Source organism: Pseudomonas sp. G(2018), assembly GCF_005502415.1.
Lineage (GTDB): Bacteria > Pseudomonadota > Gammaproteobacteria > Pseudomonadales > Pseudomonadaceae > Aquipseudomonas.
This window is the reverse complement of record NZ_SCOO01000029.1, coordinates 1-24,012: the sequence shown is the minus strand read 5'-3', so window position 1 is coordinate 24,012 and position 24,012 is coordinate 1. Positions and strand designations below refer to the sequence as shown.

Sequence of the window (24,012 nt, the reverse complement as noted above, 5' to 3'; positions counted from 1 at the left end):
CAGCGATGAGGCCCTCACATTCACCGCAAAACCAAGGGAACAACCCGATGCCCGGACTCACAAAAATACTGATCGCCAACCGCGGTGAAATCGCCTGTCGCATCCAGCGCACCGCCCAGGCTCTGGGCTATCGTACCGTCGCCGTGTTCAGCGATGCCGATGCCGACGCGCTGCATGTGCAAATGGCCGACGAAGCCGTGCACATCGGCCCGGCCCCGGTGCAACAGTCTTACCTGAACATCCCGGCGATCATCGACGCGGCCCGCCGTACAGGCGCTGACGCGATCCATCCGGGTTACGGTTTTCTTTCGGAAAACGCCGGGTTCGCCCGCGCCTGTCAGCTCGCCGGCATCACCTTCATCGGTCCCAGCCCCGAAGCCATCGAACTGATGGGCAGCAAACGCCAATCGAAAATCGCCATGATCAACGCCGGCGTACCCTGCATCCAGGGTTATCAGGGCGCCGAACAGGATGACGCGACCTTGAGCCGTGAAGCCGAGCGCATTGGCTACCCACTGATGATCAAGGCCAGTGCCGGTGGTGGCGGGCGCGGCATGCGCCTGGTGCACGATGCCGGAGACTTTCTGGAGCAGGTTCGCACCGCCCGCTCCGAAGCCCTGCATGGGTTCGGCAGTGATGAACTGATCCTCGAACAGGCGTTGATCGAGCCGCGGCACGTCGAAGTCCAGCTGTTCGGCGACCAGCACGGCAACCTGATCTACCTCGGCGAGCGCGATTGTTCGATCCAGCGCCGCCATCAGAAAGTCATCGAAGAAGCGCCTTGCCCGGTCATGACCGCCCCATTGCGTCAGGCCATGGGCGAAGCGGCGCTCAAGGCCGGTCGTGCGGTGAACTACGTCGGCGCGGGCACCGTGGAATTCCTGCTGGATGCGCGCGGAGAGTTTTATTTCCTGGAGATGAACACCCGGCTGCAAGTGGAACACCCGGTCACCGAACTGATCACCGGCCTGGACCTGGTGGCCTGGCAACTGAACGTCGCCGAAGGCCAACCGTTGCCGCTGCGTCAGGAGCAGGTACAACTCAACGGTCATGCCATGGAGGTGAGGCTTTATGCCGAGGACCCGGCTCAGGAGTTTGTCCCGCAAACCGGGCACATCACGGCCTGGGAACCGGCGCTGCGCGATGGCGTGCGGGTCGATGATGGCCTGATCGAAGGTGGACACATCAGCCCCTTTTACGATCCGATGCTGGGCAAGATCATCGCCCATGGCGCCACCCGCGAAGAAGCCCGACGCAAGCTGCTGCGGGCAGTGCAGGACAGCGTGCTGCTGGGCATGCAGAGCAACCAGCGCTTGCTCGCCAGCCTGTTGCAGCACCCGCAATTCATCAGCGGCCAATTCAGTACCGGATTCATTACGCAGCATTTCGCCGACCATCCGTGCCTGCACCCTCATGTACCCGCCGCAGAAGAGTTGGCGATTGCCGCCGCCCTGCTCTACCAGGCCTCTGCCGATGCGCACAGAGGGCCGCTGGCGGGTTGGCGCAACAACGCCAGTGTGCCGCTGCACTATCGCCTGGGTCTGGAAGACCAGGAGTGGTCGGTGGCGTTGAACGCCGTGCCAGGCCAGGCGTACAGCATTCAAGTCGCCAGCCGCAGCCTTGAACTGAAAATCATCGAGTGCGACGCACGCCGGGCCACCCTGGAAATCGACGGCATCCGTCAACGCCATGCCTACCACCTGCAGGCCGGGCAAATCTGCCTGTTTACCCGTCCAGGCAGCCTGTGTTTGACGGATCGGACCCAGGCTTTGGTTGGCAGCCAGGTCAGTGCCAGCACCGGCACCCTCAAGGCACCTATGGACGGCGCAATCGTCGATGTGCTGGTCAGCGAGGGCAGCCCGGTGAGCAAGGGCCAACTGCTGGTGGTACTCGAAGCCATGAAAATGGAGCATCCGCTCAAATCGGGCATCGACGGCGTACTCAAGCGTTTGCAGGTCCGGGTCGGTGATCAGGTCAAGAATCGTCAGATTTTGTTGGAGGTCGAATAAGCCGCTAGGCGGAACCGCCGGGTTTGGCTACGCTCAAAGCCTATCAGGACGCGGATACCAGGAACCCTGCGATGCCTCAATGGCTGGTCATTGATCTGGAGGCCACCACCGATGAGGGTGGTTGGCCAGTAACGGAAATGGAAATCATCGAAATCGGCGCCACCCTGGTGGACCGCAAAGGGCGCGAAGTGGATCACTTCCAGTGCTTTGTGCGGCCATTGCGGCGGCCGCTGTTGACGCCGTTTTGCCGGCAGCTGACGCACATCACCCAGGCGGACGTTGATACGGCGCAAACACTGGGAGAGATCTGGCCCTCATTCGAACAATGGCTCGGACAACATCAAGCGTCACTGGAAAGTTGGGTCAGTTGGGGCGATTACGATCGCCAGCAACTGATTCAGGAATGGCAGCGTCTGCAACTCGACAGTGTCCTGAGCCGCACACCGCACATCAACCTCAAGCAACGTTTTGCCAAGGCCCGTCGCCTGGAGCGCCCGCTGGGACTCAATGGCGCGCTGCAACTGGCCGGCCTGCAATTTACCGGGCAGCAACACCGGGCGCTGGAGGATGCGCGCAATACCGCGCGCCTGTTACCGCAGATTCTCCCCCCTCTGGAGAGGTGACGACACCGGCCCCCTTGTGCATACTGGCCGGCCCTTTTTAGCCCTTTTCGAGGAATCGCCCATGTTTAAAGTCAACGAGTACTTCGACGGCACCGTCAAGTCGATCGCCTTTGGCACCGCTGAAGGTCCGGCGACCATCGGCGTCATGGCTCCGGGCGAATATGAATTCGGCACCAGCCAGCGTGAAATCATGCACGTGGTGTCCGGCGCCCTGACCGTCAAGCTGCCAGACAGCAGCGACTGGGAAACCTTCGCCGCCGGCAGCCAGTTCAATGTACCTGCCAACAGCAAGTTCCAGCTGAAAGTGGCCGTCGACACCGCTTACCTGTGCGAATACCGCGGCTAAAACCCTGGGTTTTCACGGCAAAAAAATGCCCGCGTCCTTGGACGCGGGCATTTTTTATTTATGGGTTTTCATTCAAGGATGGTCACCGGCATGCCGACTTCAAGCCGGCCATTGCTGTCATTGACCAGATTCTGGCCGAACATCGCGCCATCGGCCTCGGCACGGTACTTCTGCAAGGTGGCCAAGGGTTCGCGATCTTCGCTGCGTTCGCCAGTTTGCGGGTCGATGGTGGTCAGGATGCAGCGCGAACACGACTTGACCACCCGAAACTCGACATCGCCGATGCGAATGCGCTTCCAGCCATCCTCGGCATAAGCGTCACTGCCTTCGATCACCAGGTTCGGTCGAAAGCGCAGCATTTCCAGTGGTCGGCCGACCCGTTGCGACAGATCCTCCAGCGAGGCCTGGCCGATCAGCAACAGGGGGAAGCCATCGGCGAACGCCACCTGATCATCGTCCTTGCCGTAGCCAGCCTGGGTAGTCCGCGCCCGATCCAGTGGCACTTGCACCAGGCGCGTCGGCTTGCCGATGAATTCACTGACCCAGGCACCCGCTGCATCGCCGGCATCCGGCACGCGCAAGGTGTCGCGCCAGATGGTAACGCCGCGCAGTTCGGCATCACTGCCGGGCAACGCGATATCAATCGGTGAATGGCCGGGGGCATCAAGGGTCAAGCCGCCATCGGCATTCCACAACGCCGACAGCTGGCTCATCTGCGCCACCGCCCGCTGGGTCAGGAAGCGTCCGCTGGCCTCGTCCACCAGCATCCAGCGTCGATCCCCGTCCAGCCCCAGCTTGTCGAGACCGACCTGCTGCAAGGCCTCACCCTTGCCGGATTTCAACGGATAACGATAAAGCGCGCTCAGACGCAGCATGGCCAGCTCCCTGGTGGATAAAAAATGCCACCCTATACGAGCTTGATTGCTGAATCAAAGTGCAGACAACACTAACCCACAGACTGGCTTTGGCTTTGGACCTTGATCTTGATCCACCCGCCCCTTCGGGAGGCTGAGCGCAGGCGTTCATCCGGGGATGGGCGCGCAGCGCCGTTCGACGCAGTCGAACCCATTGCATGTAGGTGCAGCGAAGCCAACCGGAGGGCAATGCCCCCGGATGAATGCCGGAGCGAAGGAACGCCGAGCCCCAGCGAGGGGCCGGACGCCGGGGCGAGTGAAGGGATCAACCACATAGGTAACAGAAAAGTTCAGGCAGGCACTTCGTCCAGCATCAACCGCTGGCGCACCACGTCGACCAGTTTGTCCGGCTGGAACTTGGAGAGGAAGTTGTCGCAGCCGACCTTCTTGACCATCGAATCGTTGAAACTGCCGGACAAGGAGGTATGCAGTACCACATACAAGCTACGTAGACGCGGGTCGTTGCGGATTTCCGTGGTCAGGCGATAGCCATCCATCTCCGGCATTTCCGCGTCGGTGAACACCATCAACAGCTTGTCGGTCATGTTAACGCCGGTGTCGGCCCAAGCCTTGAGCATGTTCAGTGCCTTCAGACCATCACTGGCAATGTGCATTTTCACCCCCAACTGACCCAGGGTGTCACGCAACTGCGCCAATGCCACATTGGAGTCATCCACCAACAGCACTTCACGACCGCGGGCACGCTCGAGCACCGGGTCGTTGAGTTTGTCGCGGGACACCTTGGCGTTGTAAGGAACGATTTCAGCCAGGACTTTTTCCACGTCGATGATTTCCACCAACTGATCGTCGACCTTGCTGATGGCAGTCAAGTAGTGCTGGCGACCGGCGCTGGTCGGCGGTGGCAGAATCGCTTCCCAGTTCATGTTGACGATCCGGTCCACACCACCGACCAGGAACGCCTGCACGGAACGGTTGTACTCGGTGACGATGATCGTACTGTTCGGACCCGGCACCAGCGGACGCATGCCGATCGCCTGGGACAGGTCGATCACCGGCAGGGTCTGGCCACGCAGGTTGACCACACCGCAAACGAACGGATGACGCTGCGGCATCAGGGTCAGTTTTGGCAGTTGCAGGACTTCCTGCACTTTGAACACGTTGATTGCGAACAATTGCCGCCCGGCGAGCCGGAACATGAGAATTTCCAGGCGATTCTCACCCACCAGTTGCGTACGTTGGTCTACCGTATCGAGAATGCCAGCCATCAATGACTCCTGGGCTTGTACTGATGAATTCACTAATAGAGGGTTATCGGCTGTATTTGCCAGACCTTGACCCCTTGCAAAATGCCTCGCTCAAACATTGATGTCACATTAACATCATGCTTTACTGGCGCTGTGATTTCATCTGCTACATTCTCTTCGGCGCGACCATTGTTTGCGCAAGAGGTTCCGCTGCATAAGGGATTCCCCTAGCAACAATCAGGCACAACCTGATATTCGCGATATCCGATAGCCATTAATGTGACGCCATTCTCATTGCATGAATGGAGTCAGGCTTTTGTGTGCGATCGCAGGTCAGTGGCCATCCACCCTCTCAAGTAGTTCCCCAGCCTTGATTCAAGCCGGGCGGAACGCGATCTCACCACGAAACGTTTACGTCGGGACGCCCATCGTCCTCGTCGACACACACGACATCCCCTCATTAGTCATGACGTTGTGGAGATAAGCATGTCGAACAATCGTAAAGAGTGGGCAAAGCGGGTCCCGGAATTTCTCGTCGAAGCCGAATCACTCCTGGCCAAGACCGAAGAGTGCCTGAGTCATCTGCAATTGATCAGCAATGACAAGGACGCCATCGACTGCATGCTCAGCACCCTCCTCAAGCTGGCCAGCAAAGCGGATGCCCTTGCACTGGCGGCCGTTTCGGAGTTTTCGCTGCACATTCATGGCTTGCTCAACCACGCGCAGAATCACATGGAACTGCATGATGAAGCCCTGAGTGCGCTGAAAGACTGCCTGACACTGATCGCCTGGCAACTTGAACTGATCGACCAGAACACAGGCCAACTCAGTCTCGATGAAACCGAGCAGACGACCCTGATCGAAGCGTTTGCCTTTCAGGTTGGCCAGAGTCATTTTCAACCCCCGGTCAATTCCAAACCGTTCTCGCTCGTTCCCTACCTGGAACGGCAGGCCTAGACTCATGGAACCCATGCCGCGCACCCTATTTTATTGCCAGGTTTAGCAATAAACTTGAAGGTGCTCATGTCGCAATTGAATACAGCATATCCACTAACGACAACTTCAAATAATCAAACTATTTCCTCAGGCAATTGACTGCCTGAGTTACCTAGGGTTTTGCCTGGCACTAAACGACAAAAACCCTTGGACATTCGACCTTTCTCCGACAATGACAACCACACTTCCCCCACTGTGGAACTCACGCCGGAATGCCCTGCATCCTGACTCCCTGGACATATATCGCAAACGCGACCAACGGTATCTTAAGTGGTATTATGCCGCCCATTAGTTGACGTCAATTAATGGCAAGATGATTGCCGAGGCGACAGCCCGAACAAGTTTCAGGCTGAATTTCTTATACAAAAACCATCCGCCGCCGAAGTCGATGTACAACATTACAAAACAGAGACCTGTCAGCCAGCATGACCGGTCTGCCCGCAACGAACATCCATTGGCTCCATCCGCTATGTACGCCAGCCTCAAGTCAATCGCCACGTGGCCACCTTCCCGAGAAAACGCACGTCGGTTCACGCTTTTGTTGTGTGCCGGTTCCACGCTCGGCAGCCTGCTGACCTATTGCTTTTCCATTCGCCTGCCGCTCGGTCTACTGCTGCTCAACATTGCGGCCCTGAGCTGTGTCTGGGTGCAATATCGCTTGTCGCGCAAATCGATCAAGTTTCAACCGCAGGAACTGGCCGATCGCTTGCTCGAGGTCCAGGAAAACGAACGCCATCGGCTCAGTCGGGAACTGCATGACGACATCGGCCAGTTGCTGACTGCCGCCAAACTTCAAAGTGACTGGCTCAAGCGTCGAATGCCGGAAGAACTTCAGGCGCAATGTTCTGTATTGTGCGACACCCTGGAAGAAACCCTCGCCAAAGTCCGCGACGTATCGGCCATCCTCAATCCCCGGCAGTTGACCAGCCTCGGGCTGGAAGCCAGCCTGCGCGCGCACCTGATCAAGACGCTGGCAAATACCTCCGTACACTGGAGCCTGGAGTGCCACCAACGCCTGACCGGGATTCCGGAAGAAATGGCCGTGGCGGCCTATCGCATCACCCAGGAAGCAGTCACCAACATACTGCGGCACGCCCAGGCAAAGAATCTGCTGGTCTGCCTGCAGCGTTTGCCACAGGGCCTGTCACTATCGATCAGTGACGATGGCCAGGGTTTTGCGCCCGCCACGGACCCGGGTCGCGAGGGACAACGCGGCATGGCCGGGATGTCCGAGCGAATCAATCAGCTGGGCGGCACACTGACCGTGACCAGCGAACCGGGCAAAGGCACTCTAATCGAAGCTCTCTTCCCCTGGGCGCCTCGCGCGCTCGAACGGGCCAGTACGAATAAGGTTATGCATTGACTTGTAACTTACTTCTGGTGGATGACCACTCGCTGATCAGGGCTGGCGTGCGCGCCCTGGTGCTGGACCTTCCTGGCTACGCAGTGATCGGCGAGGCCAATGACGGCTCGCAGTTGCTCGCCATGGTCGAGCATCTGTCCCCGGATATCGTACTGCTGGATATTTCCATGAAGCAGACCGGTGGCCTTGAAGCCTTGCAGCAACTCAAGCGGGTCCGCCCGCAGAGCAAGGTACTGATCCTGTCGATGCACACCGACCCGGCCCTCATCATGCAGGCGCTGGAATCCGGGGCTCATGGCTATCTGCTCAAGGACACCACGGCGACCGAACTGGCACATGCCCTGGAAGCCTTGCGTAACAACGAGCGCTATCTGAGCCCGGCCATTGCCCATACCGTCATCACTCAGGCGCTGACCCGTAACCAGAAATCCCCCGACCCCGCGGACTCGCACAACCTGACGGCCCGTCAGCTGGAAATCCTGCGGCTGATTGTTCGCGGAAAGTCCACCCGGGAAATCGCCAACGGCCTGGGCCTGAGCGTCAAGACGGTCGAAACCCATCGTTCGCAGATCATGAAGCGATTGCAGATCTATGATGTGGCCGGCCTGGTGTTGTTTGCCGTGCGTGAGCAGATCATCAGTCTGGACGATTGACAGATTCCGTCGCACTCAACAGCGGCGAACCTTCAGGCAAATGCACACGCAGTGCCGCCGGCCGCGCCGAGAACCGCAGGCTGTCACCCTCCAGCGGTTCGCCATCAAGGTTGATATAGAGACCTTCGGATGCCTTGATCTCGACCCATGGCAAGCGGGCCCGTACGAACATGTTGTCGATGCCGAAGCCATCGGTCAGCAGATTCTTCAAGGTGCCGACCACTTCCTGCGGGGCCGGCAAAATGCTGATATCGAGCAAACCGTCGTCAGCCAGTGCCTGCGGGCATAACACGTGGCCGCCACCTGCCTGCCGGCCATTACCGATCCCCAGGGCCAACACATCGCCACTCCAGTGAAAATCCGGTCCCTGCAATTCGCCGTAGGCCGCATGCAACTCGCTGAAGCGTGACAAGCCAGTGAACAGATAAGCTGCGCCGCCGAGGACTTTTTTCAGCTCCTCGGAGGTATTGGCCGTGACCTGGCTGCCGAAGCCGCCCGTAGCCATGTTCAGGAACACTTGCCCGCCAACCTCCCCCAAATCAATGGCGCTCGGCTTTACGTCCAATAAATCCAGCGCCGGGGCGGGTTCCAGAGGAACACCGGCTGCGCGCGCGAAATCGTTGGCGGTCCCCAGCGGCATCAACACCAGACTGGCCTGTTTCGGGTGCGCTGCCATGGCTTCGGCAATATCGCGCAAGGTGCCGTCACCGCCACCGGCAATGATCTGCGTGTAGCCTGCCGCCAGCGCTTCAGCCACCAATCGCTGTGCGTCGCCAGCCTCCCATGTCAACCGAACGGCCAGCTCCCAGCCTTGCTCGCGCCGACCTTCGACGGCAGCACGAACCTCTTCGTTGAGCGCCTGCTTGCCATGCAGAATCAACAGCGCCTTGCGTTCGCTCATGTGTTGTCACTCCAAATTTGAATGGCGTATGGGAAATGTTGACCGCGCCATGCCCCCTAAAAGTCGCAAGAATTTGATTTTTTTGCTGTGGAGCAGCCTTGATTCCTAAACAACGGGATTTTTCTTACAAAACGTGAGGAATCGGCTCAATTGACCGTTAAGTGTGATTGGTCCACTTTGGTGTCCAGATTTTTCAGTCATCAGCAGGACAATCACAGGGATGTGCCATGCAACGCCACGACCTCAGGCGGCCAGTGATTCCGGGCGGATCACCCGCAGAAAAACCGGCCAATCATCAGAAGACTGAATTCAATATCAGCGAAAAACCCAATGGAGAAGTCGATATGGAACTCCGTGTCGTTGAACTGGAGAAACACCTCAAGTGCATCCGCAGGGATATGGAAGAAGCTCGCAGTGACGTCAGTGCCATCAAACACCGGCTTGCCTATTCCGCAGGCGGCACGATTGTGGTACTCGGCCTGCTCGGCTGGATCGCCAATAGCCGTTTCGACCAACTCGTGACACTGCTCCTGGCTCATTGAACCGTTCTGCACGCTGAACCCGGTCAGATCAACCGGGTTTGCGTGGCAAGACAGACAACGGTCAGCCCAGCACTTCACTCAGCGGAATGAAATGAACGGAGTCACCGGCAACCAGCGTGTGATTTTCCAGCACTTCAACCAATCCATCGGCCCAGGCGGCACTGCGTAACACACCGGAACTCTGATTTTTGTAAATAATGGCCCGGCCGTTTTCCAGGCGACCGCGCAAGTATTCACGTCGGTTACCGGCCGTGGGCCAATCAAACCCTGCTGGCACTTGCACCTTCAGCGGCTCGACTTTTTTGACACCCTGACGACGCAAAAGATAAGGCCTGGCCAACAAGGCAAAGGTCACCAGGGTCGATGCTGGATTGCCGGGCAAGCCAATGACCGGTACACCGCGAAAATGCCCGAATGTCAGAGGCTTTCCTGGTTTGATGGCGAGCTTCCACAGACTCAGCTCCCCCTCTTCACGCAAGGCGGTGCCCAGAAAATCAGCTTCACCGACCGATACGCCACCAGTAGAGAGGATCAGATCCACATCCTTCAGTTCGCCAAGTCGCGCACGGGTGGTGGCCAGATCATCTGGAAGAATGCCGGCGTCGATCACTTCACAGCCCAAACGCTGCAACCAGCTGCAGAGCAAAACACGATTGCTGTTATAGATCTGCCCTGGCCCAAGCGCCTGCCCTGGCTCAATCAACTCGTCCCCGGTCGACAGCACCGCAACGCGTACCTTGCGTACCACGTCCAGCTCCGCGCAACCGAGTGTGGCAGCCAGACCTTGCTCGATCGGCCCAAAACGCGTACCTGCCGGCAAAACCAGTTCGCCGACAGTGGTTTCCTGGCCTTGTGGACGAATGTTTTGCCCAAGGGTCAGGGTTTGGGTGAAACGCACTCGCCCATCCACCTGGACTTCGGCGTTTTCCTGCATCTCGACACAATCGGCTCCAGCGGGAACAGGCGCCCCGGTGAAGATTCGTGCACAGCTGCCCGGCGTCAAGGCGTCAGGTGCCTGACCGGCAAAAATCTTCTGGCTGACGACCAAGGGCTCTGCGGTCCAGTCAGCCATCCGCAGGGCGTAACCGTCCATGGCACTGTTGGGCCACGGTGGCAGATCCAGCGTCGACACCAGATCATCTGCCAGTACACGCCCCTGGACCTGCGCCAACGGCAAACGCTCACGTTCGACAACTCTGGAGGCGTCCGCCATTTCCAGCAGACGTGCCAACGCCACATCGACCGGCATCAGGCTGCTGGTCTTGCCCGGCTTACCCGCGGGATTCACAGGGAGCCGCCTGTTTCAGATGAGTCACGAAATTGCAGGGGCGATGCCGCGAATCCAGCTGCTCGCCAAGAATGCCGTCCCAACCGGTGCGTACGGCATTGGTCGAACCCGGCAAGCAGCAGACCAGCGTGCCGTTCGCCAGCCCCGCCAAAGCGCGTGATTGCACGGTCGATGTACCGATGTCCGCCACCGAAATCTGCCGGAACAGCTCACCAAATCCATCGACTTGCTTGTCGAGCAGGCAACTCACCGCTTCCGGTGTGCTATCACGCCCGGTGAAACCGGTGCCGCCGGTGATCAACACCACCTGTACGACATCGTCGGCAATCCAGTTGGCAACTTGCGCGCGAATTTTGTAGAGGTCATCTTTGAGCAATACCCGGCAAGCCAGGTTATGGCCGGCAGCCGTCAAGCGGTCGACGAAGACCTGGCCTGAGGTATCGGTTTCCAGGGTACGGGTGTCGCTGACTGTCAGCACCGCGATGTTGAGGGGTGCGAAAGGTACATCAGCCTTGGCTTTCATAGGCTCGTCCAGTTGTAGGAGAAACAGCCCGGTGTTATATCACAGCGCCCCATTTTCTCGCCGCCCCCATGGAGAACTGCCATGACCTCGAAATCGGTTTTGCCGCCCTGCTCCATTCTCCTCCTGGCCGGTGGACGCGGCCAACGTATGGGCGGTCAGGATAAAGGGTTGCTGGAGTGGCATGGCGAGCCGCTGATTGCACATTTGCATCGCAAGGCGCGCCCGCTGAGCGATGACCTGATCATCTCCTGCAACCGCAATCCGGAAAAGTATGCGCCTTATGCCGATCAACTGGTTCATGACGACGAAGGCGATTTTCCGGGGCCACTGGCGGGCATTCGTGCGGGCCTAAAAGCAGCTCGTCATACGCATCTGTTGGTCCTGCCTTGCGATGTACCGCGCATCGATGAGGCCCTGCTCGCCAGCATGCGCGAAACCGCCAGCCAACACCCTGACAAACCGTTGATGCTGCGCCATGACGACCATTGGGAACCGTTGCTGTGCGTGATCCCCGTGGCACTTCGCAGTGATTTCGAACGTGCCTGGAGCGACGGTGAGCGCAGTCCCGGGCGACTCATGCGCAAGCTGGGCGCTACTGCGCTACAGTGTCCTGACAACGATCCGCGCCTGGCCAACCTCAACACCCCGGAACTGTTAAGCACGCATAACACTGTGTCAGACTGACAGTACCCGAGGAACTTGCACGTGTCGTACACGTCTGAAGCTCAGCAACCAAAAGAATTCAATTTCGGAGACACACCCATGACTCAACGGACCCTGGCCACTTTCATGCTCGCACTGGGCCTTGCTGCCCTCGCCGGTTGCGCATCGCCTACAGTGATCACCTTGAATGACGGTCGCGAAATCCAGGCCGTCGACACGCCAAACTATGACAAGGATTCGGGCTTTTACGAATTCGAGCAACTGGATGGCAAACAGACCCGCATCAACAAAGATCAGGTTCGCACCGTAAAAGAGTTGTAATCTTCGCGGCGACTACCGGATACAAAAATGCCCCGACTTGTCGGGGCATTTGCATATCTGACACCGTCACTTACGGGCTCGGCTCTTTCGCAAGCTTGTCCACGCGCGTCAATGCTTGCGTGGCTTCGGTAATACATTTTTTATCGTCGTTCGCAGCGCTGGCCGCTTCCGCGCTGGCCTGCATCCGCTTGACTTCCATTGTGGTGTTTTCGGACGTCGCCGGCAGGGTCGTCACCTTGTCTCTGAGTTCCTGAAGCTTGATCGTGCAAAGGTCGTGTTCCCCTGCAGCAAATACCGGAGAGGCCAACATTGCAGCGCAAATGAACATTCCAGCGAAAACGGTACGTTTCATGGGTATCTCCTTGCATGGAAGGTCTCGGAGCCGCCGAACGATCTGACTGCTGTACCGAGGTCTTTGAACGCCACGTTGGTGGGGCCTGTTCAAATGACTGCAAACCTGGCCATAAATTCGATTTTCCCCACCATGCACTGAATGGGACGCTAACCCTCTCGATCACCATTGCAGGGTAATCGCGCTCTCGAATTCCCGTTCCTGTCCCGTTACCGGATCGACAAACTTCAGTTCTTGGGCCAACAACTTCAATGGATTGGCGTAGTCATCTTCCACATCCTTGAGTACCCGAGGATAAAACGGGTCGTTGCAGATGCTCGCGCCCAGCGCGGCCATGTGTACTCGCAGCTGATGTTTCTTGCCGGTTACCGGGTAAAGCCCATAACGCCAGAGATCACCATTCTTCTCCCTGACCTCGACAGCCGTTTCGGTATTAGGGGTGCCCGGCCCTTCCTGCATGCGGAAGAAAGGCTCGCCATCGACGAGTCGGCTTTTATGGACCAACGGGAACGAGTGTTCGGGCAACGCATGGGCAATGGCCTCGTAGCGCTTCTCGATCTGCCGCAACGGGAACAGCGACTGATACGCCGAGCGACTCTGGGGGCTGGCTGAAAACAACACCAATCCCGCCGTATGCCGGTCAATGCGATGCAAGGGCACCAGGTACGGATTGTCCAGACGCCGGATCAGCCGTCTCAGCAAGGTCTGTTCGACGTATTCACCCGCCGGTGTCACGGGGAGAAAATGCGGCTTGTCCGCCACCACCAGATGCTCGTCCGCGTACAGGATCGACTCGACCACCGGGATCGGCTTTTCGTCCGGCACCTCCCGGAAATAGTGAATACGCAGGCCTTCCTTATAAGGCAGATCAAGGGCGATCGGCACACCTTGCCCGTCAAGGACACGGCCCCGGGCGATTCGGTCCAACCATTGTTCCGGGCCTATGGTGCTGAAGTGTTCGCACAAGCAATCGAAAACGGTCTGCCACGAGCCAGGCGGCAAGTAGAGCGTACTGGCCTGGTTATGTGCAGCGGAAAAAGATGAACTGGACATACGAAAAGCTCGAACCCTCAATACAGAGCAGCATTATCCAACAGCACCGTGAACGAACCTAGCGGAGAATCCTCAGGCCGGTATCGGTGTACGCGCCGCCGCCTCGGTATACTCCTTGAGCCAGCGCAAAACATCGACCGCCTCCCAGCGACCCGGGTCATACAGCGCATACAACAAGCCCTGATAGCCCACGACGTCCAGTTGCCGGTGATAGCCCGCACGCTGGAACAAGGCTTCGATTTCAGCGAAACAGGTGTTGAAATGCAGCTTGTTGAAAGGCGTTTTCCCTTCCGTTACCAACCCATCCAGACGCAATTCGAGGACAGCCTCGCGTACCACATCAACCGACATCCGGTTCACGCTGCTCTTCAATTGTTCGACATTGACCACGATTCATCCCTCTCACGCCCGGACCCGCCTGCCCAACCCATGAATCAGGGACGGCAGCGCAGCAATCCGAATAACTGTATGCGCATACAGTATCTGAATCACCGCATTTAAGCCAAGGGGATCAATCGCAAAGTTCGACCGGCGGAACCCCGCCCTCACCAAAACCCGTTAACGCAGGAAAGCCACAACCTCGTCGGGCCCAAAGGGCCAACCCAGCTCAGCCCCCGTATCGACCCGACGCAACACCGGAATGCGCAGGCTGTAAGACTTGAACCATGTTTCGTCGTCAGCGATATCCACCAGTTCCACCAGCAGACCGCGCTCGACAAATTCCATCAGCATGGCTTCGGCGACTTCACAGAGATGGCACCCCAAGGTGCCGAACAGCTGACATTCAGGAAGCATGAGCGCTCAACCACAAAATTTGAGTGACTATTCTAGGCCCGCTCCGAAAAACCGTCGAGCGTCCGGGGGCGCCAGGATCGCCAATGATTAATCGACGACAGACCCGACTCAGTCCTGGCTGACAGCACCGATCTTGTGTACCGACAAGTCCGCTCCGTAATACTCCTCTTCCTGGCTCAGACGCAGACCGTGGAACGCCTTGATCGCGCCGTACACCGCAAAGCCGCCGACCAATGCCACGACCACCCCCAGCGCCGTGCCGATCAACTGGCTGACCAGGCTCACCCCGCCCAGCCCGCCCAGTGCGCCCTGCCCGAAGATGCCGCAGGCAATTCCGCCCCAAACACCACACAGACCGTGCAACGGCCAGACACCCAGCACATCGTCGATGCGCCATTTGACCTGGGCGGCGGTAAAACACCAGACAAACAGCGCCCCTGCGATCGCCCCCGTCACCAGCGCGCCCACAGGGTGCATCAGATCAGAGCCGGCACAGATCGCCACCAGCCCGGCCAGCGGGCCGTTGTGCAGAAAGCCCGGGTCATTGCGACCGACAATCAGGGCCGCCACCGTACCACCGACCATGGCCATCAGCGAGTTCACCGCCACCAGCCCGCTGACCCCTTGCAGGGTTTGCGCGCTCATCACGTTGAAGCCGAACCAGCCGACGATCAGGATCCACGAACCCAGCGCCAGAAACGGAATGCTCGACGGCGCGAACGCCACCAGGCGACCTTCGCGATAGCGACCATTGCGCGGCCCGAGCAGCAACACTGCCGCCAGCGCCAGCCAACCGCCCATGGCGTGGACCACCACCGAGCCGGCAAAATCATGGAACCCGGCACCGAAGCGTTCCAGCAACCAGGCTTGCAAACCCAGGTTGCCGTTCCAGATCATGCCTTCGAAGAAGGGGTAGATAAACGCCACGATCAGTGCCGTCGCGCACAATTGCGGAACGAATCGCGCACGCTCGGCGATGCCGCCGGATATGATCGCCGGAATCGCCGCGGCAAAGGTCAGCAAAAAGAAAAACTTCACCAACCCGTAACCGTGATCTGCATTGATCACCGCCGCCGGTTGCATGAAAGTGACCCCGTAGGAAATCCAATAGCCTATAAAGAAGTAGGCCAGGGTCGAAACGGCGAAGTCGCTGAGAATTTTCGACAGCGCATTGACCTGGTTTTTTTGCCTGACCGTACCGACTTCAAGAAAGGCAAAACCGGCATGCATGGCCAAAACCATGACCGCACCGATCAGAATGAACAACGTGTTGGAGCTATGGACCAGACTGTCCACAGCACTTTGCAGATTTTCCATGGATTAGGCAGACCTTAAGGCTGAAAAAGGCACCAAAGCAGTTCGCGCGGGCTATCCATGCACCATGTTGTGACGCCTCGGATCGAAAGCGTCACGATCGATGAACCGCTTTGGCGCACAAAATTCGTCAAAACCGATCACGACCGGGACTGTTGCTCGGGGCTTTGATTGTTTGAGTCAGGGTTTCAGGTAAATCATGCCCGGCAACAGCGCATCGGCGCAGGCTGGCGCACCACGACACAGCAAAAGTTGTACCAGTCATTTGTACTGAACCTTCGCACAAGGCTCATACTCGAACGTTTCAGACGCCACCTATGGAGATCACCAATGGCCAGTACCAAGGCAAAGACTGCTCAAGAAATCCTGATGAACGATTTTCAGACACTGGTCAGCGACACCGAACGGTTGCTGGAACACACCGCTTCCCTGGCCGGTGACCAAGCCGATGAGTTGCGCGACCAGATTCACGACAGTCTCCTGCGCGCACGGGAAACCTTGAAGCTGACCGAGGACTCCCTGCGCGAACGTGGCAAGGCTGCCGTGACCGCTACCGAGGACTATGTCCAGGCCAATCCATGGCAATCGGTCGGCATCGCTGCCGGTATAGGTTTTCTTATCGGCCTGCTGGCAACCCGGCGCTGATCATGGCGACCGACGAAATCGGCTCGTCAACGACGGGCGCAAGCTCCTCATCGCGACGCCTGGGTGCCGCCGTACTTGGATTACTGCACAGCCATGTCGAACTGTTCGGCATCGAATTGCAGGAACAGAAAGCCCGCACCGTCAGCCTGTTGCTATTCGCTGGCCTGGCGCTGGTGTTCACCCTGCTGTTGCTGGTGGGATTATCGACATTGGTGCTGATCCTGTTTTGGGACACCTATCGCCTGGCGGCTATCATCGGCCTTTGTGTGTTCTACACCCTCGCGGCAATCTTCTGCGGCATTCGCCTGAGAGCGGCGATTTTCGATGAGTCCTCGCCCTTCCACGGCACTCTGGAAGAGCTGGCCAATGACCGGGAGCGCTTGTTGCCATGAACCTGCCTGAACTACCTCGAAACAGTTCGCGCACGGAAATGCGCAAGGCGCTGATCCGCCTGCGCATGGAAATGCACCGCCAGGAAATCCGCCACGAATCTTCGCAACTGCTGCAACCCTTGCAGCGTGTTCGCGGCATAACGCAAAGCCTACATGACGGCCTCGGTATCAAGCACGCTCCACTCTGGGGCGTGGCGGCGGTGACTTTGCTGGGTTTCATCACAGGCAAAGGGGCAAAAAACGGCGGCATCGGCAGCCTGACCAGGCTGGTCCAACTCGGTACCACCTTGGGGCCGCTGATCAAACTGGTGATGCAAGGCTCTTCGCGCAAGCACTGAGCTGTCATTTCTGGCTACATTCTTGCAATAGCACGGGATGAACCTCTTTATCGAGGGGTTCAACCCTGCGTGCCTACCCGGTCAGCAGGCTTTATCCAAAAACAAGATCAACAAGGAGGCTTTGTGATCGACGGGCAACCGCTCGCCTGCTTTCAGCCGTTCATCGATACCGCCACCGGGCGTATCGCAGGTGTCGAGGCACTGGGGCGATTGCGTCAATCCGATGGTCAATTGGCATCGGTAGGGCCGCTGTTCGCCGACCCTCGAATCAATGCCATTGCCCTGCGTCACCTGGATCGTCAGCTGCGCGACAATGCCTTGAGCCGATTGCATGAGGCGCCCTCCGACTGGTTTCTCAGCCTGAACATTTCTCCGCGATGGATCAATCGCTTGCGCCCGGACCAACCCCTGCCGAGCCTCAAGCAAATAAGCAGACATGATGTCGACCCACGGCGAATCGTTTTCGAGATCACCGAACTGGGTGGCGATATCCAACGACTGGCTCAGGTGGTGGCTCGTTATCGCTCAGCCGGCGCCAGGATCGCCATCGATGACTTCGGCGCCGGGTACTCCCAGCTCGATCGCGTGCTGGCGCTGCAACCGGACATCCTCAAACTCGACATGCGTTTATTCCAGGCCGCAGCGCTGGGCGGACCCAGCAGCGATGTGGTCAAGGCTCTGGCGCAAATGGCAGAGAGGAGCGGTTGCTGGATCATCGCCGAAGGCGTGGAAACCGATGCCCAGCTAAATTTTGCACTGGAATGCGGTTCACGCTACGTGCAGGGCTTTCTGTTCGCCGGGGCGCAAGAAGATTTCTTTGTCACCGACGCCTTTGTCGAGCGCTTCGCACAACTGCGTCACCGCTATGTTCAGCAGAAACTGGCCGAACGCGGACGTCTGATGATCATGCGCCAGCAACTCAGTGAGCTGATGACGATCCTGCAGGCCTGGGCCCAGGCTCGCGCTCCGCTCAGCGCCTTGCCTCAACCGGACGCCTTCCCGTGGCTTTTACGCTTCTATGAGTGCGACCGTCACGGTACGCAGTTGACACCGAACCTGGAAAGGCGCAACAACGGCTGGGTCACAGACCATCGTTACCTGGGCCACAACTGGTCCTGGCGTCCGTACTTCTATCAGCTGCTGGCGGAGGGCTGGGATGAGCGGCGATTGACCCTTTCCAACACGTATCGCGATGCCACAAGCAATCAGTACTGCCTCACCGCCGGGCAGTTTTTTGACGATGGCGAACGGTTGCTGTTGATCGATATCGATGCGGTTGGGCTTTAGGGTAGTGCTGTTGATTGGGTGATGGCGGGTTACCTGGAACAGCCTGCAGGAACAAAACCAAAGCGTGGCGGCCTGATAGCCGACCTGACTTTCGCGGTCGCACCCAATCCCCTTTGGGAGCGAGCCTGCTCGCGAAGGACGTCAACGATAACGCGCCCTGTCTGAATGACCGCGTTGCCTGGGCGTTTTTCGCGAGCGAACTCGCGCCTGCAATTGGACGTCATGCATCCGTGAAATCAGGGCGGCTTTCAGACCGTCTTCGCGAGCAGGCTCGCTGCCACATTGATTAGTCCCGGCAAGATCAGTAACCCCGAGCCCCCCCAGCAAGACGTGGTACCCAAAAGAGAATCCCCTGCCCCCCTTGCAGCTCCTCGCGCGAACCGGGAAGCTAGAGCCTCAAGTCACCCGACGGAGAGAACCCGCCTTGGATTGGCACACCCTGCTTACTCGCGAACGTCTCGGAAAGCCTCTGCACAGCCCGCAAGAACTCGGCCGCAGTCCTTTTCACAAAGACCATGACCGCATCATTTTCTCGGGGGCGTTTCGTCGTCTCGGGCGCAAGACACAGGTGCATCCGGTCTCCAGCAACGACCATATCCACACGCGGCTGACCCACTCACTGGAAGTCAGTTGCGTCGGCCGTTCGCTGGGCATGCGCGTCGGTGAAACCATCCGCGGCGCCCTGCCTGACTGGTGCGAACCCAGCGACCTGGGCATGGTGGTGCAATCGGCCTGTCTGGCCCATGACATCGGCAATCCTCCCTTCGGTCACTCTGGCGAAGATGCGATTCGTCACTGGTTCCAGCAAGCCGCCGGCCGTGGCTGGCTGGACGCAATGAGCGAAGCCGAACGCAACGATTTCCTCAACTTCGAAGGCAATGCCCAGGGCTTTCGGGTACTGACCCAGCTGGAGTATCACCAGTTTGATGGTGGCACACGGCTGACCTACGCCACTCTCGGCACTTATCTGAAATACCCGTGGACGGCCAAGCATGCCGACTCGCTGGGGTACAAGAAACACAAGTTCGGCTGCTACCAGAGCGAACTGCCGCTGCTGGAACAGATCGCCCAGAAACTCGGCCTGCCGCAACTCGAAGAACAGCGCTGGGCGCGCCACCCGTTGGTGTACCTGATGGAGGCCGCCGACGACATCTGCTACGCGCTGATCGACCTCGAGGACGGTCTGGAAATGGCGCTGTTGGAATATGCCGAAGTCGAGTCCCTGTTGCTGGATCTGGTAGGCGACGATCTGCCGGAAACCTATCGGCAACTCGGCCCCGGAGATTCTCGACGACGCAAACTGGCCATCCTGCGCGGCAAGGCCATTGAACACCTGACCAATGCCGCAGCCCGCGCCTTTGTCGAACAGCAAGACATATTGCTGGCCGGTACGCTGCCCGGCGATCTGGTGGAACACATGCACGGCCCGGCCAAACGTTGCGTCCTGAATGCAAAAGACATGGCACGCAAAAAAATCTTCCAGGACAAGCGCAAGACCCTGCACGAAATCGGCGCCTACACCACATTGGAAATTTTGCTCAACGCCTTCTGTGGCGCAGCGCTCGAGCAACACAACGGTCGCACGCCCTCCTTCAAGAGCCGACGGGTTCTCGACCTGCTGGGAAATAATGCACCTGACCCCCATGCCCCGCTGCACACATCATTTCTGCGAATGATCGACTTCATCGCCGGGATGACGGACAGCTACGCCAGCGACATGGCGCTGGAGATGACGGGGCGTTCAAGTCACTGACGAGTGCCGTTGACCGGCCATTACACCGCCCGTGATGGTCGGTCAGCCCCCTGTCAAAGCAAGTGCATTCAACACCCGCTGAATCCCCCTACAGACAATGTCGAGCGAACTGATCGATTACCTGGCATTGACACGAAACAATCACGTCTACTTTGCTCAAATAAAAGAAGCGTGAATAATATGATCAAAGACAATCTGCGCATATTGCTGGTGGAAGATCATCCATTTCAGCTCAGGGCTACTCAATACCTGCTTGAGAGTTACGGTTTCACCCGGTTGACACACAACCAACTGTGCCCAGGGCGCCTTGCATCAAATGCTGGGTGCCGAGCAACCTTTCGATATTCTTTTGTGCGATCAATGTCTGCCCGATATCTCCGGCATTGATCTGGTCAGGTTCGCCAGTCGTCGCGGCATGATCAAACAAGCGATCCTTTTAAGTAGCCTGACACAGGCTGAACTGGATGGACTTGAAAACATGGCAAACATTCATGACCTTCCACTGCTCGGTTATCTGGTCAAGCCATTGAAACAAACCGAATTCATACAACTATTGACTTCAGCACCGTTGAAAAACCGCCAAACAAACAAAGTTCAACTTCAACAATAAAACCCAAAAACCACCCCACCAATATTCCAACCAAACAAAAACAACTTTCACCCTTTCTTATAAAAAACCTAGTTGATGCGTAAGCCTATTCCTCTTCGTTTGTAGGAACATTCCTATATTGCTGCTACAGGTACGTCAGTTCATACGTCCCATCAACTATCTGAGCTAAGGTGCGCCCTTTATTTCAGCTCGCATGGGATTTGATTATGAAGTCCACCTATCACCTGAAATTTTAGCCATCACCGACAAAATACCATATTTCATTGGGTGTTACGACTTCATTACGTATCAACATACCCCTTTTTTTCGTTGTCGACCACCAGAAAACGGGGTATTTTTGGGGTATCCACACCCTTTCGTCGCCTTCGGATACCCCATGACAACCACCCCAACCAAACGCAAAGCAGACAGTGACGAGAACATCGCACTCATTATCAAGGAGGGGAAACTTGGAAAACACTCCGAAGGAACTATTAAAGGCCTATTTCTCCAAGTTAGCAGCACTTCCCAACTATGGAGATTCAAGTTCTCACTGGATGGCAAAGAGGGATTGCTCGCCTTGGGCGTGTACCCCGACGTCTCCATCAGCAAAGCGCGTGAACTGGCGCAAGACGCGCGCACCGCTGTAGCCGCTGGAATTCATCCACTGAAGGCGAAGGCAGCAAAGGAACTTGCCGAGAGAGAAGCACAACGCGCCAAAGAATCGAATACCTTCAAGAAGGTCGCTGAGCAATGGCTTGAACTCAACTCGCACCTCAAACCCAAGACCCTGGCCGGCTACAGCGGTGCGCTGAAAAACCACCTGTTTCCTGTCCTGAGTGATCTTCCAGTCACCGACATCACAGTCCGGCACGTCAGGACGATACTCGAGCGCCTGGCCACCTCCCCCACGATGGCCCGCTATTCGTTGACCCTGCTGCGCACGATCCTCGGCCACGCCATGGACAACGAACTGGTCAGCCAGAACGTCGCCGTCGGGCGTCAAGGACTGCTGAAGAAGCACAAGACCAAGCACCACGCCGCACTGGAAACCCCAGGCGACCTGTCCGAGTTCCTGCGCCGCCTGAACAACTACGTCGCCTACAACGACCCGGTAGTCAGTGCGCTGTGGCTGCTGGTGCTGCTCCCGGTGCGCCCTGCCGAACTGACCGGCATGAAATGGGAGCAGGTAGACTTCGACAAAGCCGAATGGCGCTTTGTGGTGCCCAAGACCGACCAACCTCTCATCGTCCCCCTGCCCAACCAGGCTGTCGCCCAATTGCGTGCGCTACAAGAGCACAGCCAGGCGTTAAACAGGAAAGGGATGCCCAACACTGCGCCCTTCGGAAAGACCGCCGCCAGCGAAGCCGTGGACCCGCCGACCTGGGTCTTTCCATCATCGGGGAAGTTTGGCGTACCTATATCCGCCGACACGCTACTGGTGAGAATACGCAAAGGCCTGGGGTACGAACGCGGCGCCGTTTCAAGTCACGGGTTCAGATCTACGTTCCGCAGCTTGGGCCACGAAGAACTGGGGATTGACCCGATCGTCTTGGAGCTGTGCTTGGGGCACCGGATGCCGGGGGCACTGGGGGCGACATACGCCAGAGCACAGCTGCTGGATCAGCGCCGCGAGGCAATGCAGGCTTGGGCGGATTACGTCGAAAAACTATGGACTTTGGCCTGTCCGGGGGTGGGCTGACGGGCTGCCAATGATGGCACTTTCCAGGACCGGGGTACTTTTAACTCCGTTCTGAGCACATATGCTAAAAAGGCTTAAGGAATTAGTTCTTAGAACGCTGCACAAATTTTAATAGGGCGAGACCCATTAAGTAATAGAGTGGGTTTAGCACGGTGGATTAGGCTGGGAGCCTTGTAGGCACAGGGCTGGAGAGCCTTTTAATACGCTTAATATACTTATCTCTATATTCAGGGGTAAATAATAATAATGTACAGGATTGTACAGCTGTATATGCAGTGTGCAGGCTGTATATGTGCTCTACGGACAGAATGCAAAACGGTGCATTAAAAACGGCCTAAGTCCATTAGGACTGTGCCAGAACCGCTCTAAATCAATGCTTTCAGTCGTTAATGCCCTCAACGCCAAGTCTATCAACAACCCATTAAATCCCATTAAATCGCTGAAACCAGCGAGCTAGAGCGGCTGCTGCGGGTTTTCTGATTGATAGCTATATGCCTCCGTGGCCATCATTGCCGCATCGCCCGCTGTACTGTGCTGAGAGCGCAGCCGACAGTCGTCGCAGTAGTTCGTAAACTCATCCCGGCGACGCGGCACTCCTTGATTCGCTTGTGCAGCGCCTCGTCAATTGGTCGACCCTGATACTTCCCGTCAGCCTTGGCCTTCGCAATGCCTTGTGCCTGGCGCTCGCGACGCTGTTCGTAATCCTTCCGCGCTATGGCGGCCATCATCTCCACCAGCATCGAGTTGATTGCGCTGAGCATCCGCCCGGTGAACTCATCACCTTTGACGTCCTGCATGCCCTTGTGGCTCGTTGGCAGGTCGAGCGCGACGATGCACAGCCCCTTGCTGTCGATCACCTTCTTGAGCTTCTGCCAGTCCTCCACAGAGAGGCGCGTGAGGCGATCTATGGACTCCACAAGCAGTACGTCACCCTTGCGCGCATCCTTAAGCAGGCGACGCAGCTCAGGCCGCTCAGCGGTCGCTCCGCTGGCGTTCTCCAGATACTCGCTGGCAATTCCCTTACCGTGTGCTGCGACGAACTGCTCGAGAGAATCGCGGGCACGACTAGCGTCCTGATCCTCTGTGCTGGCCCGCAAGTAGGCGCGAATAAACATGGCAGCTCTCTCCTATACCGTTTTGGGTGTATTCAATATATGAGTACTCGTTAGGGTATGGAAAGCAGTATTTCGGTACAGGGTAAACTGTCCGATAAGCGGTACTCGTTGTACTATACCCTAATCGGTATAGGTTAAGCCCCAGGAAAAAGGCCACCCCCTCCCAAATCATCGTGCGTCGCGCACAAACATTTCATTCGCTGATCGATCGAGTCGACGGCGCGGTTGCTGGGCATGAGTACTGCCGAGGTTCAGGCTGATCGCCCTGCGGCGGTGCGTGCTTTGAGCAAAAAATATACAGCTGTCGTGGTGCTCAAGGGCGCTGGCAGC

Annotated in this window: 26 protein-coding genes and 2 pseudogenes; 17 read left to right on the top strand and 11 right to left on the bottom strand. The window is 57.7% G+C overall.

Annotation, left to right across the window (positions count from 1 at the left end):
• Nucleotides 1–47: 47 nt before the first annotated feature.
• From FFS64_RS23185 to FFS64_RS23175, 3 genes are all read left to right on the top strand, one after another.
• Nucleotides 48–2,009 (top strand): acetyl/propionyl/methylcrotonyl-CoA carboxylase subunit alpha, encoded by a 1,962-nt coding sequence (locus FFS64_RS23185; protein ID WP_137807290.1) that lies wholly within the window; start codon nt 48–50, stop codon nt 2,007–2,009.
• Nucleotides 2,010–2,080: 71 nt separating this feature from the next.
• Nucleotides 2,081–2,632 carry an exonuclease domain-containing protein gene (locus FFS64_RS23180; protein WP_137807289.1) on the top strand — a complete coding sequence of 184 codons (552 nt, stop codon included), beginning with the start codon at nt 2,081–2,083 and terminating at the stop codon, nt 2,630–2,632.
• Nucleotides 2,633–2,693: 61 nt separating this feature from the next.
• Nucleotides 2,694–2,978 (top strand): pyrimidine/purine nucleoside phosphorylase, encoded by a 285-nt coding sequence (locus FFS64_RS23175; protein WP_007940055.1) that lies wholly within the window; start codon nt 2,694–2,696, stop codon nt 2,976–2,978.
• A gap of 68 nt (nt 2,979–3,046) precedes the next feature.
• Here the strand turns inward: FFS64_RS23175 and FFS64_RS23170 are convergent, their stop codons facing one another.
• Both FFS64_RS23170 and FFS64_RS23165 read right to left on the bottom strand, forming a co-directional pair.
• Nucleotides 3,047–3,853 carry an MOSC domain-containing protein gene (locus FFS64_RS23170; RefSeq protein WP_137807288.1) on the bottom strand — a complete coding sequence of 269 codons (807 nt, stop codon included), beginning with the start codon at nt 3,851–3,853 and terminating at the stop codon, nt 3,047–3,049.
• A gap of 329 nt (nt 3,854–4,182) precedes the next feature.
• Nucleotides 4,183–5,118, bottom strand: a complete 936-nt coding sequence (locus FFS64_RS23165) for a chemotaxis protein CheV (protein WP_095196741.1) — start codon at nt 5,116–5,118, stop codon at nt 4,183–4,185.
• Nucleotides 5,119–5,583: 465 nt separating this feature from the next.
• Here FFS64_RS23165 and FFS64_RS23160 point away from each other — a divergent pair, with 465 nt between their 5' ends.
• From FFS64_RS23160 to FFS64_RS23150, 3 genes are all read left to right on the top strand, one after another.
• On the top strand, nt 5,584–6,054 hold the full coding sequence (locus FFS64_RS23160) for a hypothetical protein (protein WP_137807287.1): 471 nt from the start codon (nt 5,584–5,586) through the stop codon (nt 6,052–6,054).
• Nucleotides 6,055–6,562: 508 nt separating this feature from the next.
• Nucleotides 6,563–7,456: a sensor histidine kinase gene (locus FFS64_RS23155; RefSeq protein ID WP_137807340.1), complete on the top strand. Its 894-nt coding sequence runs from the start codon at nt 6,563–6,565 to the stop codon at nt 7,454–7,456.
• Nucleotides 7,453–8,109, top strand: a complete 657-nt coding sequence (locus tag FFS64_RS23150; RefSeq protein WP_137807286.1) for a response regulator transcription factor — start codon at nt 7,453–7,455, stop codon at nt 8,107–8,109. The genes FFS64_RS23155 and FFS64_RS23150 overlap by 4 nt, the downstream gene beginning before the upstream one ends.
• Here the strand turns inward: FFS64_RS23150 and yegS are convergent.
• On the bottom strand, nt 8,093–9,010 hold the full coding sequence (yegS, locus tag FFS64_RS23145; protein ID WP_137807285.1) for a lipid kinase YegS: 918 nt from the start codon (nt 9,008–9,010) through the stop codon (nt 8,093–8,095). The two genes, FFS64_RS23150 and yegS, sit on opposite strands and share 17 nt — an antisense overlap.
• 227 nt (nt 9,011–9,237) lie before the next feature.
• On the opposite strand from yegS, the gene FFS64_RS31340 reads away from it, so the two are divergent.
• Entirely contained in the window at nt 9,238–9,552 is a 315-nt protein-coding gene (locus FFS64_RS31340) for a hypothetical protein (RefSeq protein ID WP_171017121.1), read from the top strand.
• 61 nt (nt 9,553–9,613) lie between these two features.
• On the opposite strand, the gene glp is transcribed toward FFS64_RS31340, so the two are convergent.
• Together glp and moaB are read right to left on the bottom strand one after the other, a co-directional pair.
• Nucleotides 9,614–10,840, bottom strand: coding sequence for a gephyrin-like molybdotransferase Glp (glp, locus tag FFS64_RS23135; RefSeq protein ID WP_137807284.1), 1,227 nt, complete (start codon nt 10,838–10,840; stop codon nt 9,614–9,616).
• On the bottom strand, nt 10,824–11,363 hold the full coding sequence (gene moaB / locus FFS64_RS23130) for a molybdenum cofactor biosynthesis protein B (RefSeq protein WP_020796825.1): 540 nt from the start codon (nt 11,361–11,363) through the stop codon (nt 10,824–10,826). Before moaB ends, glp begins: the two co-directional genes overlap by 17 nt.
• Before the next feature lie 81 nt (nt 11,364–11,444).
• On the opposite strand from moaB, the gene mobA reads away from it, so the two are divergent.
• Nucleotides 11,445–12,047 (top strand): molybdenum cofactor guanylyltransferase MobA, encoded by a 603-nt coding sequence (mobA, locus tag FFS64_RS23125; protein WP_137807283.1) that lies wholly within the window; start codon nt 11,445–11,447, stop codon nt 12,045–12,047.
• A 78-nt stretch (nt 12,048–12,125) separates the two neighbouring features.
• Complete coding sequence (locus tag FFS64_RS23120; RefSeq protein ID WP_137807282.1) at nt 12,126–12,347, top strand: YgdI/YgdR family lipoprotein; 222 nt, start codon at nt 12,126–12,128, stop codon at nt 12,345–12,347.
• A 70-nt stretch (nt 12,348–12,417) separates the two neighbouring features.
• Here the strand turns inward: FFS64_RS23120 and FFS64_RS23115 are convergent, their stop codons facing one another.
• From FFS64_RS23115 to FFS64_RS23095, 5 genes are all read right to left on the bottom strand, one after another.
• Nucleotides 12,418–12,699 carry a hypothetical protein gene (locus FFS64_RS23115; protein WP_137807281.1) on the bottom strand — a complete coding sequence of 94 codons (282 nt, stop codon included), beginning with the start codon at nt 12,697–12,699 and terminating at the stop codon, nt 12,418–12,420.
• A 162-nt stretch (nt 12,700–12,861) separates the two neighbouring features.
• Nucleotides 12,862–13,752: a pseudouridine synthase gene (locus FFS64_RS23110; RefSeq protein WP_137807280.1), complete on the bottom strand. Its 891-nt coding sequence runs from the start codon at nt 13,750–13,752 to the stop codon at nt 12,862–12,864.
• Between the two features lie 72 nt (nt 13,753–13,824).
• Entirely contained in the window at nt 13,825–14,142 is a 318-nt protein-coding gene (locus tag FFS64_RS23105) for a transcriptional regulator (protein WP_137807279.1), read from the bottom strand.
• 168 nt (nt 14,143–14,310) lie between these two features.
• On the bottom strand, nt 14,311–14,547 hold the full coding sequence (locus FFS64_RS23100) for a glutaredoxin family protein (RefSeq protein WP_137807278.1): 237 nt from the start codon (nt 14,545–14,547) through the stop codon (nt 14,311–14,313).
• 108 nt (nt 14,548–14,655) lie between these two features.
• Complete coding sequence (locus tag FFS64_RS23095) at nt 14,656–15,864, bottom strand: ammonium transporter (RefSeq protein WP_137807277.1); 1,209 nt, start codon at nt 15,862–15,864, stop codon at nt 14,656–14,658.
• Between the two features lie 327 nt (nt 15,865–16,191).
• Here FFS64_RS23095 and FFS64_RS23090 point away from each other — a divergent pair, with 327 nt between their 5' ends.
• From FFS64_RS23090 to FFS64_RS23060, 7 genes and pseudogenes are all read left to right on the top strand, one after another.
• Nucleotides 16,192–16,506 carry a YqjD family protein gene (locus FFS64_RS23090; protein WP_137807276.1) on the top strand — a complete coding sequence of 105 codons (315 nt, stop codon included), beginning with the start codon at nt 16,192–16,194 and terminating at the stop codon, nt 16,504–16,506.
• A 2-nt stretch (nt 16,507–16,508) separates the two neighbouring features.
• Complete coding sequence (locus FFS64_RS23085; RefSeq protein ID WP_137807275.1) at nt 16,509–16,898, top strand: phage holin family protein; 390 nt, start codon at nt 16,509–16,511, stop codon at nt 16,896–16,898.
• Complete coding sequence (locus FFS64_RS23080; RefSeq protein ID WP_137807274.1) at nt 16,895–17,236, top strand: hypothetical protein; 342 nt, start codon at nt 16,895–16,897, stop codon at nt 17,234–17,236. Before FFS64_RS23085 ends, FFS64_RS23080 begins: the two co-directional genes overlap by 4 nt.
• A gap of 123 nt (nt 17,237–17,359) precedes the next feature.
• Nucleotides 17,360–18,523: an EAL domain-containing protein gene (locus FFS64_RS23075; RefSeq protein WP_137807273.1), complete on the top strand. Its 1,164-nt coding sequence runs from the start codon at nt 17,360–17,362 to the stop codon at nt 18,521–18,523.
• A gap of 424 nt (nt 18,524–18,947) precedes the next feature.
• Nucleotides 18,948–20,276: a deoxyguanosinetriphosphate triphosphohydrolase gene (locus tag FFS64_RS23070; protein ID WP_137807272.1), complete on the top strand. Its 1,329-nt coding sequence runs from the start codon at nt 18,948–18,950 to the stop codon at nt 20,274–20,276.
• Between the two features lie 180 nt (nt 20,277–20,456).
• Nucleotides 20,457–20,886 (top strand): annotated as a pseudogene (locus FFS64_RS23065) (response regulator).
• Between the two features lie 376 nt (nt 20,887–21,262).
• A complete protein-coding gene (locus FFS64_RS23060) occupies nt 21,263–22,567 on the top strand; it encodes a site-specific integrase (RefSeq protein ID WP_171017120.1) in 1,305 nt (434 codons plus the stop codon).
• Nucleotides 22,568–23,073: 506 nt separating this feature from the next.
• On the opposite strand, the gene FFS64_RS23055 is transcribed toward FFS64_RS23060, so the two are convergent.
• Entirely contained in the window at nt 23,074–23,682 is a 609-nt protein-coding gene (locus tag FFS64_RS23055; protein ID WP_137807270.1) for a recombinase family protein, read from the bottom strand.
• Nucleotides 23,683–23,901: 219 nt separating this feature from the next.
• On the opposite strand from FFS64_RS23055, the pseudogene FFS64_RS23050 reads away from it, so the two are divergent.
• Nucleotides 23,902–24,012: pseudogene (locus FFS64_RS23050) on the top strand (NAD(P)H-hydrate dehydratase); the annotation flags it as partial.

Excerpts from the sequence above, each read along its gene's own strand:
- FFS64_RS23185 (WP_137807290.1), top strand. The coding sequence starts at position 48 with ATGCCCGGACTCACAAAAATACTGATCGCCAACCGCGGTGAAATCGCC.
- FFS64_RS23180 (WP_137807289.1), top strand. The coding sequence starts at position 2,081 with ATGCCTCAATGGCTGGTCATTGATCTGGAGGCCACCACCGATGAGGGT.
- FFS64_RS23175 (WP_007940055.1), top strand. The coding sequence starts at position 2,694 with ATGTTTAAAGTCAACGAGTACTTCGACGGCACCGTCAAGTCGATCGCC.
- FFS64_RS23170 (WP_137807288.1), bottom strand. The coding sequence starts at position 3,853 with ATGCTGCGTCTGAGCGCGCTTTATCGTTATCCGTTGAAATCCGGCAAG.
- FFS64_RS23165 (WP_095196741.1), bottom strand. The coding sequence starts at position 5,118 with ATGGCTGGCATTCTCGATACGGTAGACCAACGTACGCAACTGGTGGGT.
- FFS64_RS23160 (WP_137807287.1), top strand. The coding sequence starts at position 5,584 with ATGTCGAACAATCGTAAAGAGTGGGCAAAGCGGGTCCCGGAATTTCTC.
- FFS64_RS23155 (WP_137807340.1), top strand. The coding sequence starts at position 6,563 with ATGTACGCCAGCCTCAAGTCAATCGCCACGTGGCCACCTTCCCGAGAA.
- yegS (WP_137807285.1), bottom strand. The coding sequence starts at position 9,010 with ATGAGCGAACGCAAGGCGCTGTTGATTCTGCATGGCAAGCAGGCGCTC.
- FFS64_RS31340 (WP_171017121.1), top strand. The coding sequence starts at position 9,238 with ATGCAACGCCACGACCTCAGGCGGCCAGTGATTCCGGGCGGATCACCC.
- moaB (WP_020796825.1), bottom strand. The coding sequence starts at position 11,363 with ATGAAAGCCAAGGCTGATGTACCTTTCGCACCCCTCAACATCGCGGTG.
- mobA (WP_137807283.1), top strand. The coding sequence starts at position 11,445 with ATGACCTCGAAATCGGTTTTGCCGCCCTGCTCCATTCTCCTCCTGGCC.
- FFS64_RS23120 (WP_137807282.1), top strand. The coding sequence starts at position 12,126 with ATGACTCAACGGACCCTGGCCACTTTCATGCTCGCACTGGGCCTTGCT.
- FFS64_RS23115 (WP_137807281.1), bottom strand. The coding sequence starts at position 12,699 with ATGAAACGTACCGTTTTCGCTGGAATGTTCATTTGCGCTGCAATGTTG.
- FFS64_RS23110 (WP_137807280.1), bottom strand. The coding sequence starts at position 13,752 with ATGTCCAGTTCATCTTTTTCCGCTGCACATAACCAGGCCAGTACGCTC.
- FFS64_RS23100 (WP_137807278.1), bottom strand. The coding sequence starts at position 14,547 with ATGCTTCCTGAATGTCAGCTGTTCGGCACCTTGGGGTGCCATCTCTGT.
- FFS64_RS23095 (WP_137807277.1), bottom strand. The coding sequence starts at position 15,864 with ATGGAAAATCTGCAAAGTGCTGTGGACAGTCTGGTCCATAGCTCCAAC.
- FFS64_RS23090 (WP_137807276.1), top strand. The coding sequence starts at position 16,192 with ATGGCCAGTACCAAGGCAAAGACTGCTCAAGAAATCCTGATGAACGAT.
- FFS64_RS23085 (WP_137807275.1), top strand. The coding sequence starts at position 16,509 with ATGGCGACCGACGAAATCGGCTCGTCAACGACGGGCGCAAGCTCCTCA.
- FFS64_RS23080 (WP_137807274.1), top strand. The coding sequence starts at position 16,895 with ATGAACCTGCCTGAACTACCTCGAAACAGTTCGCGCACGGAAATGCGC.
- FFS64_RS23060 (WP_171017120.1), top strand. The coding sequence starts at position 21,263 with ATGACAACCACCCCAACCAAACGCAAAGCAGACAGTGACGAGAACATC.
- FFS64_RS23055 (WP_137807270.1), bottom strand. The coding sequence starts at position 23,682 with ATGTTTATTCGCGCCTACTTGCGGGCCAGCACAGAGGATCAGGACGCT.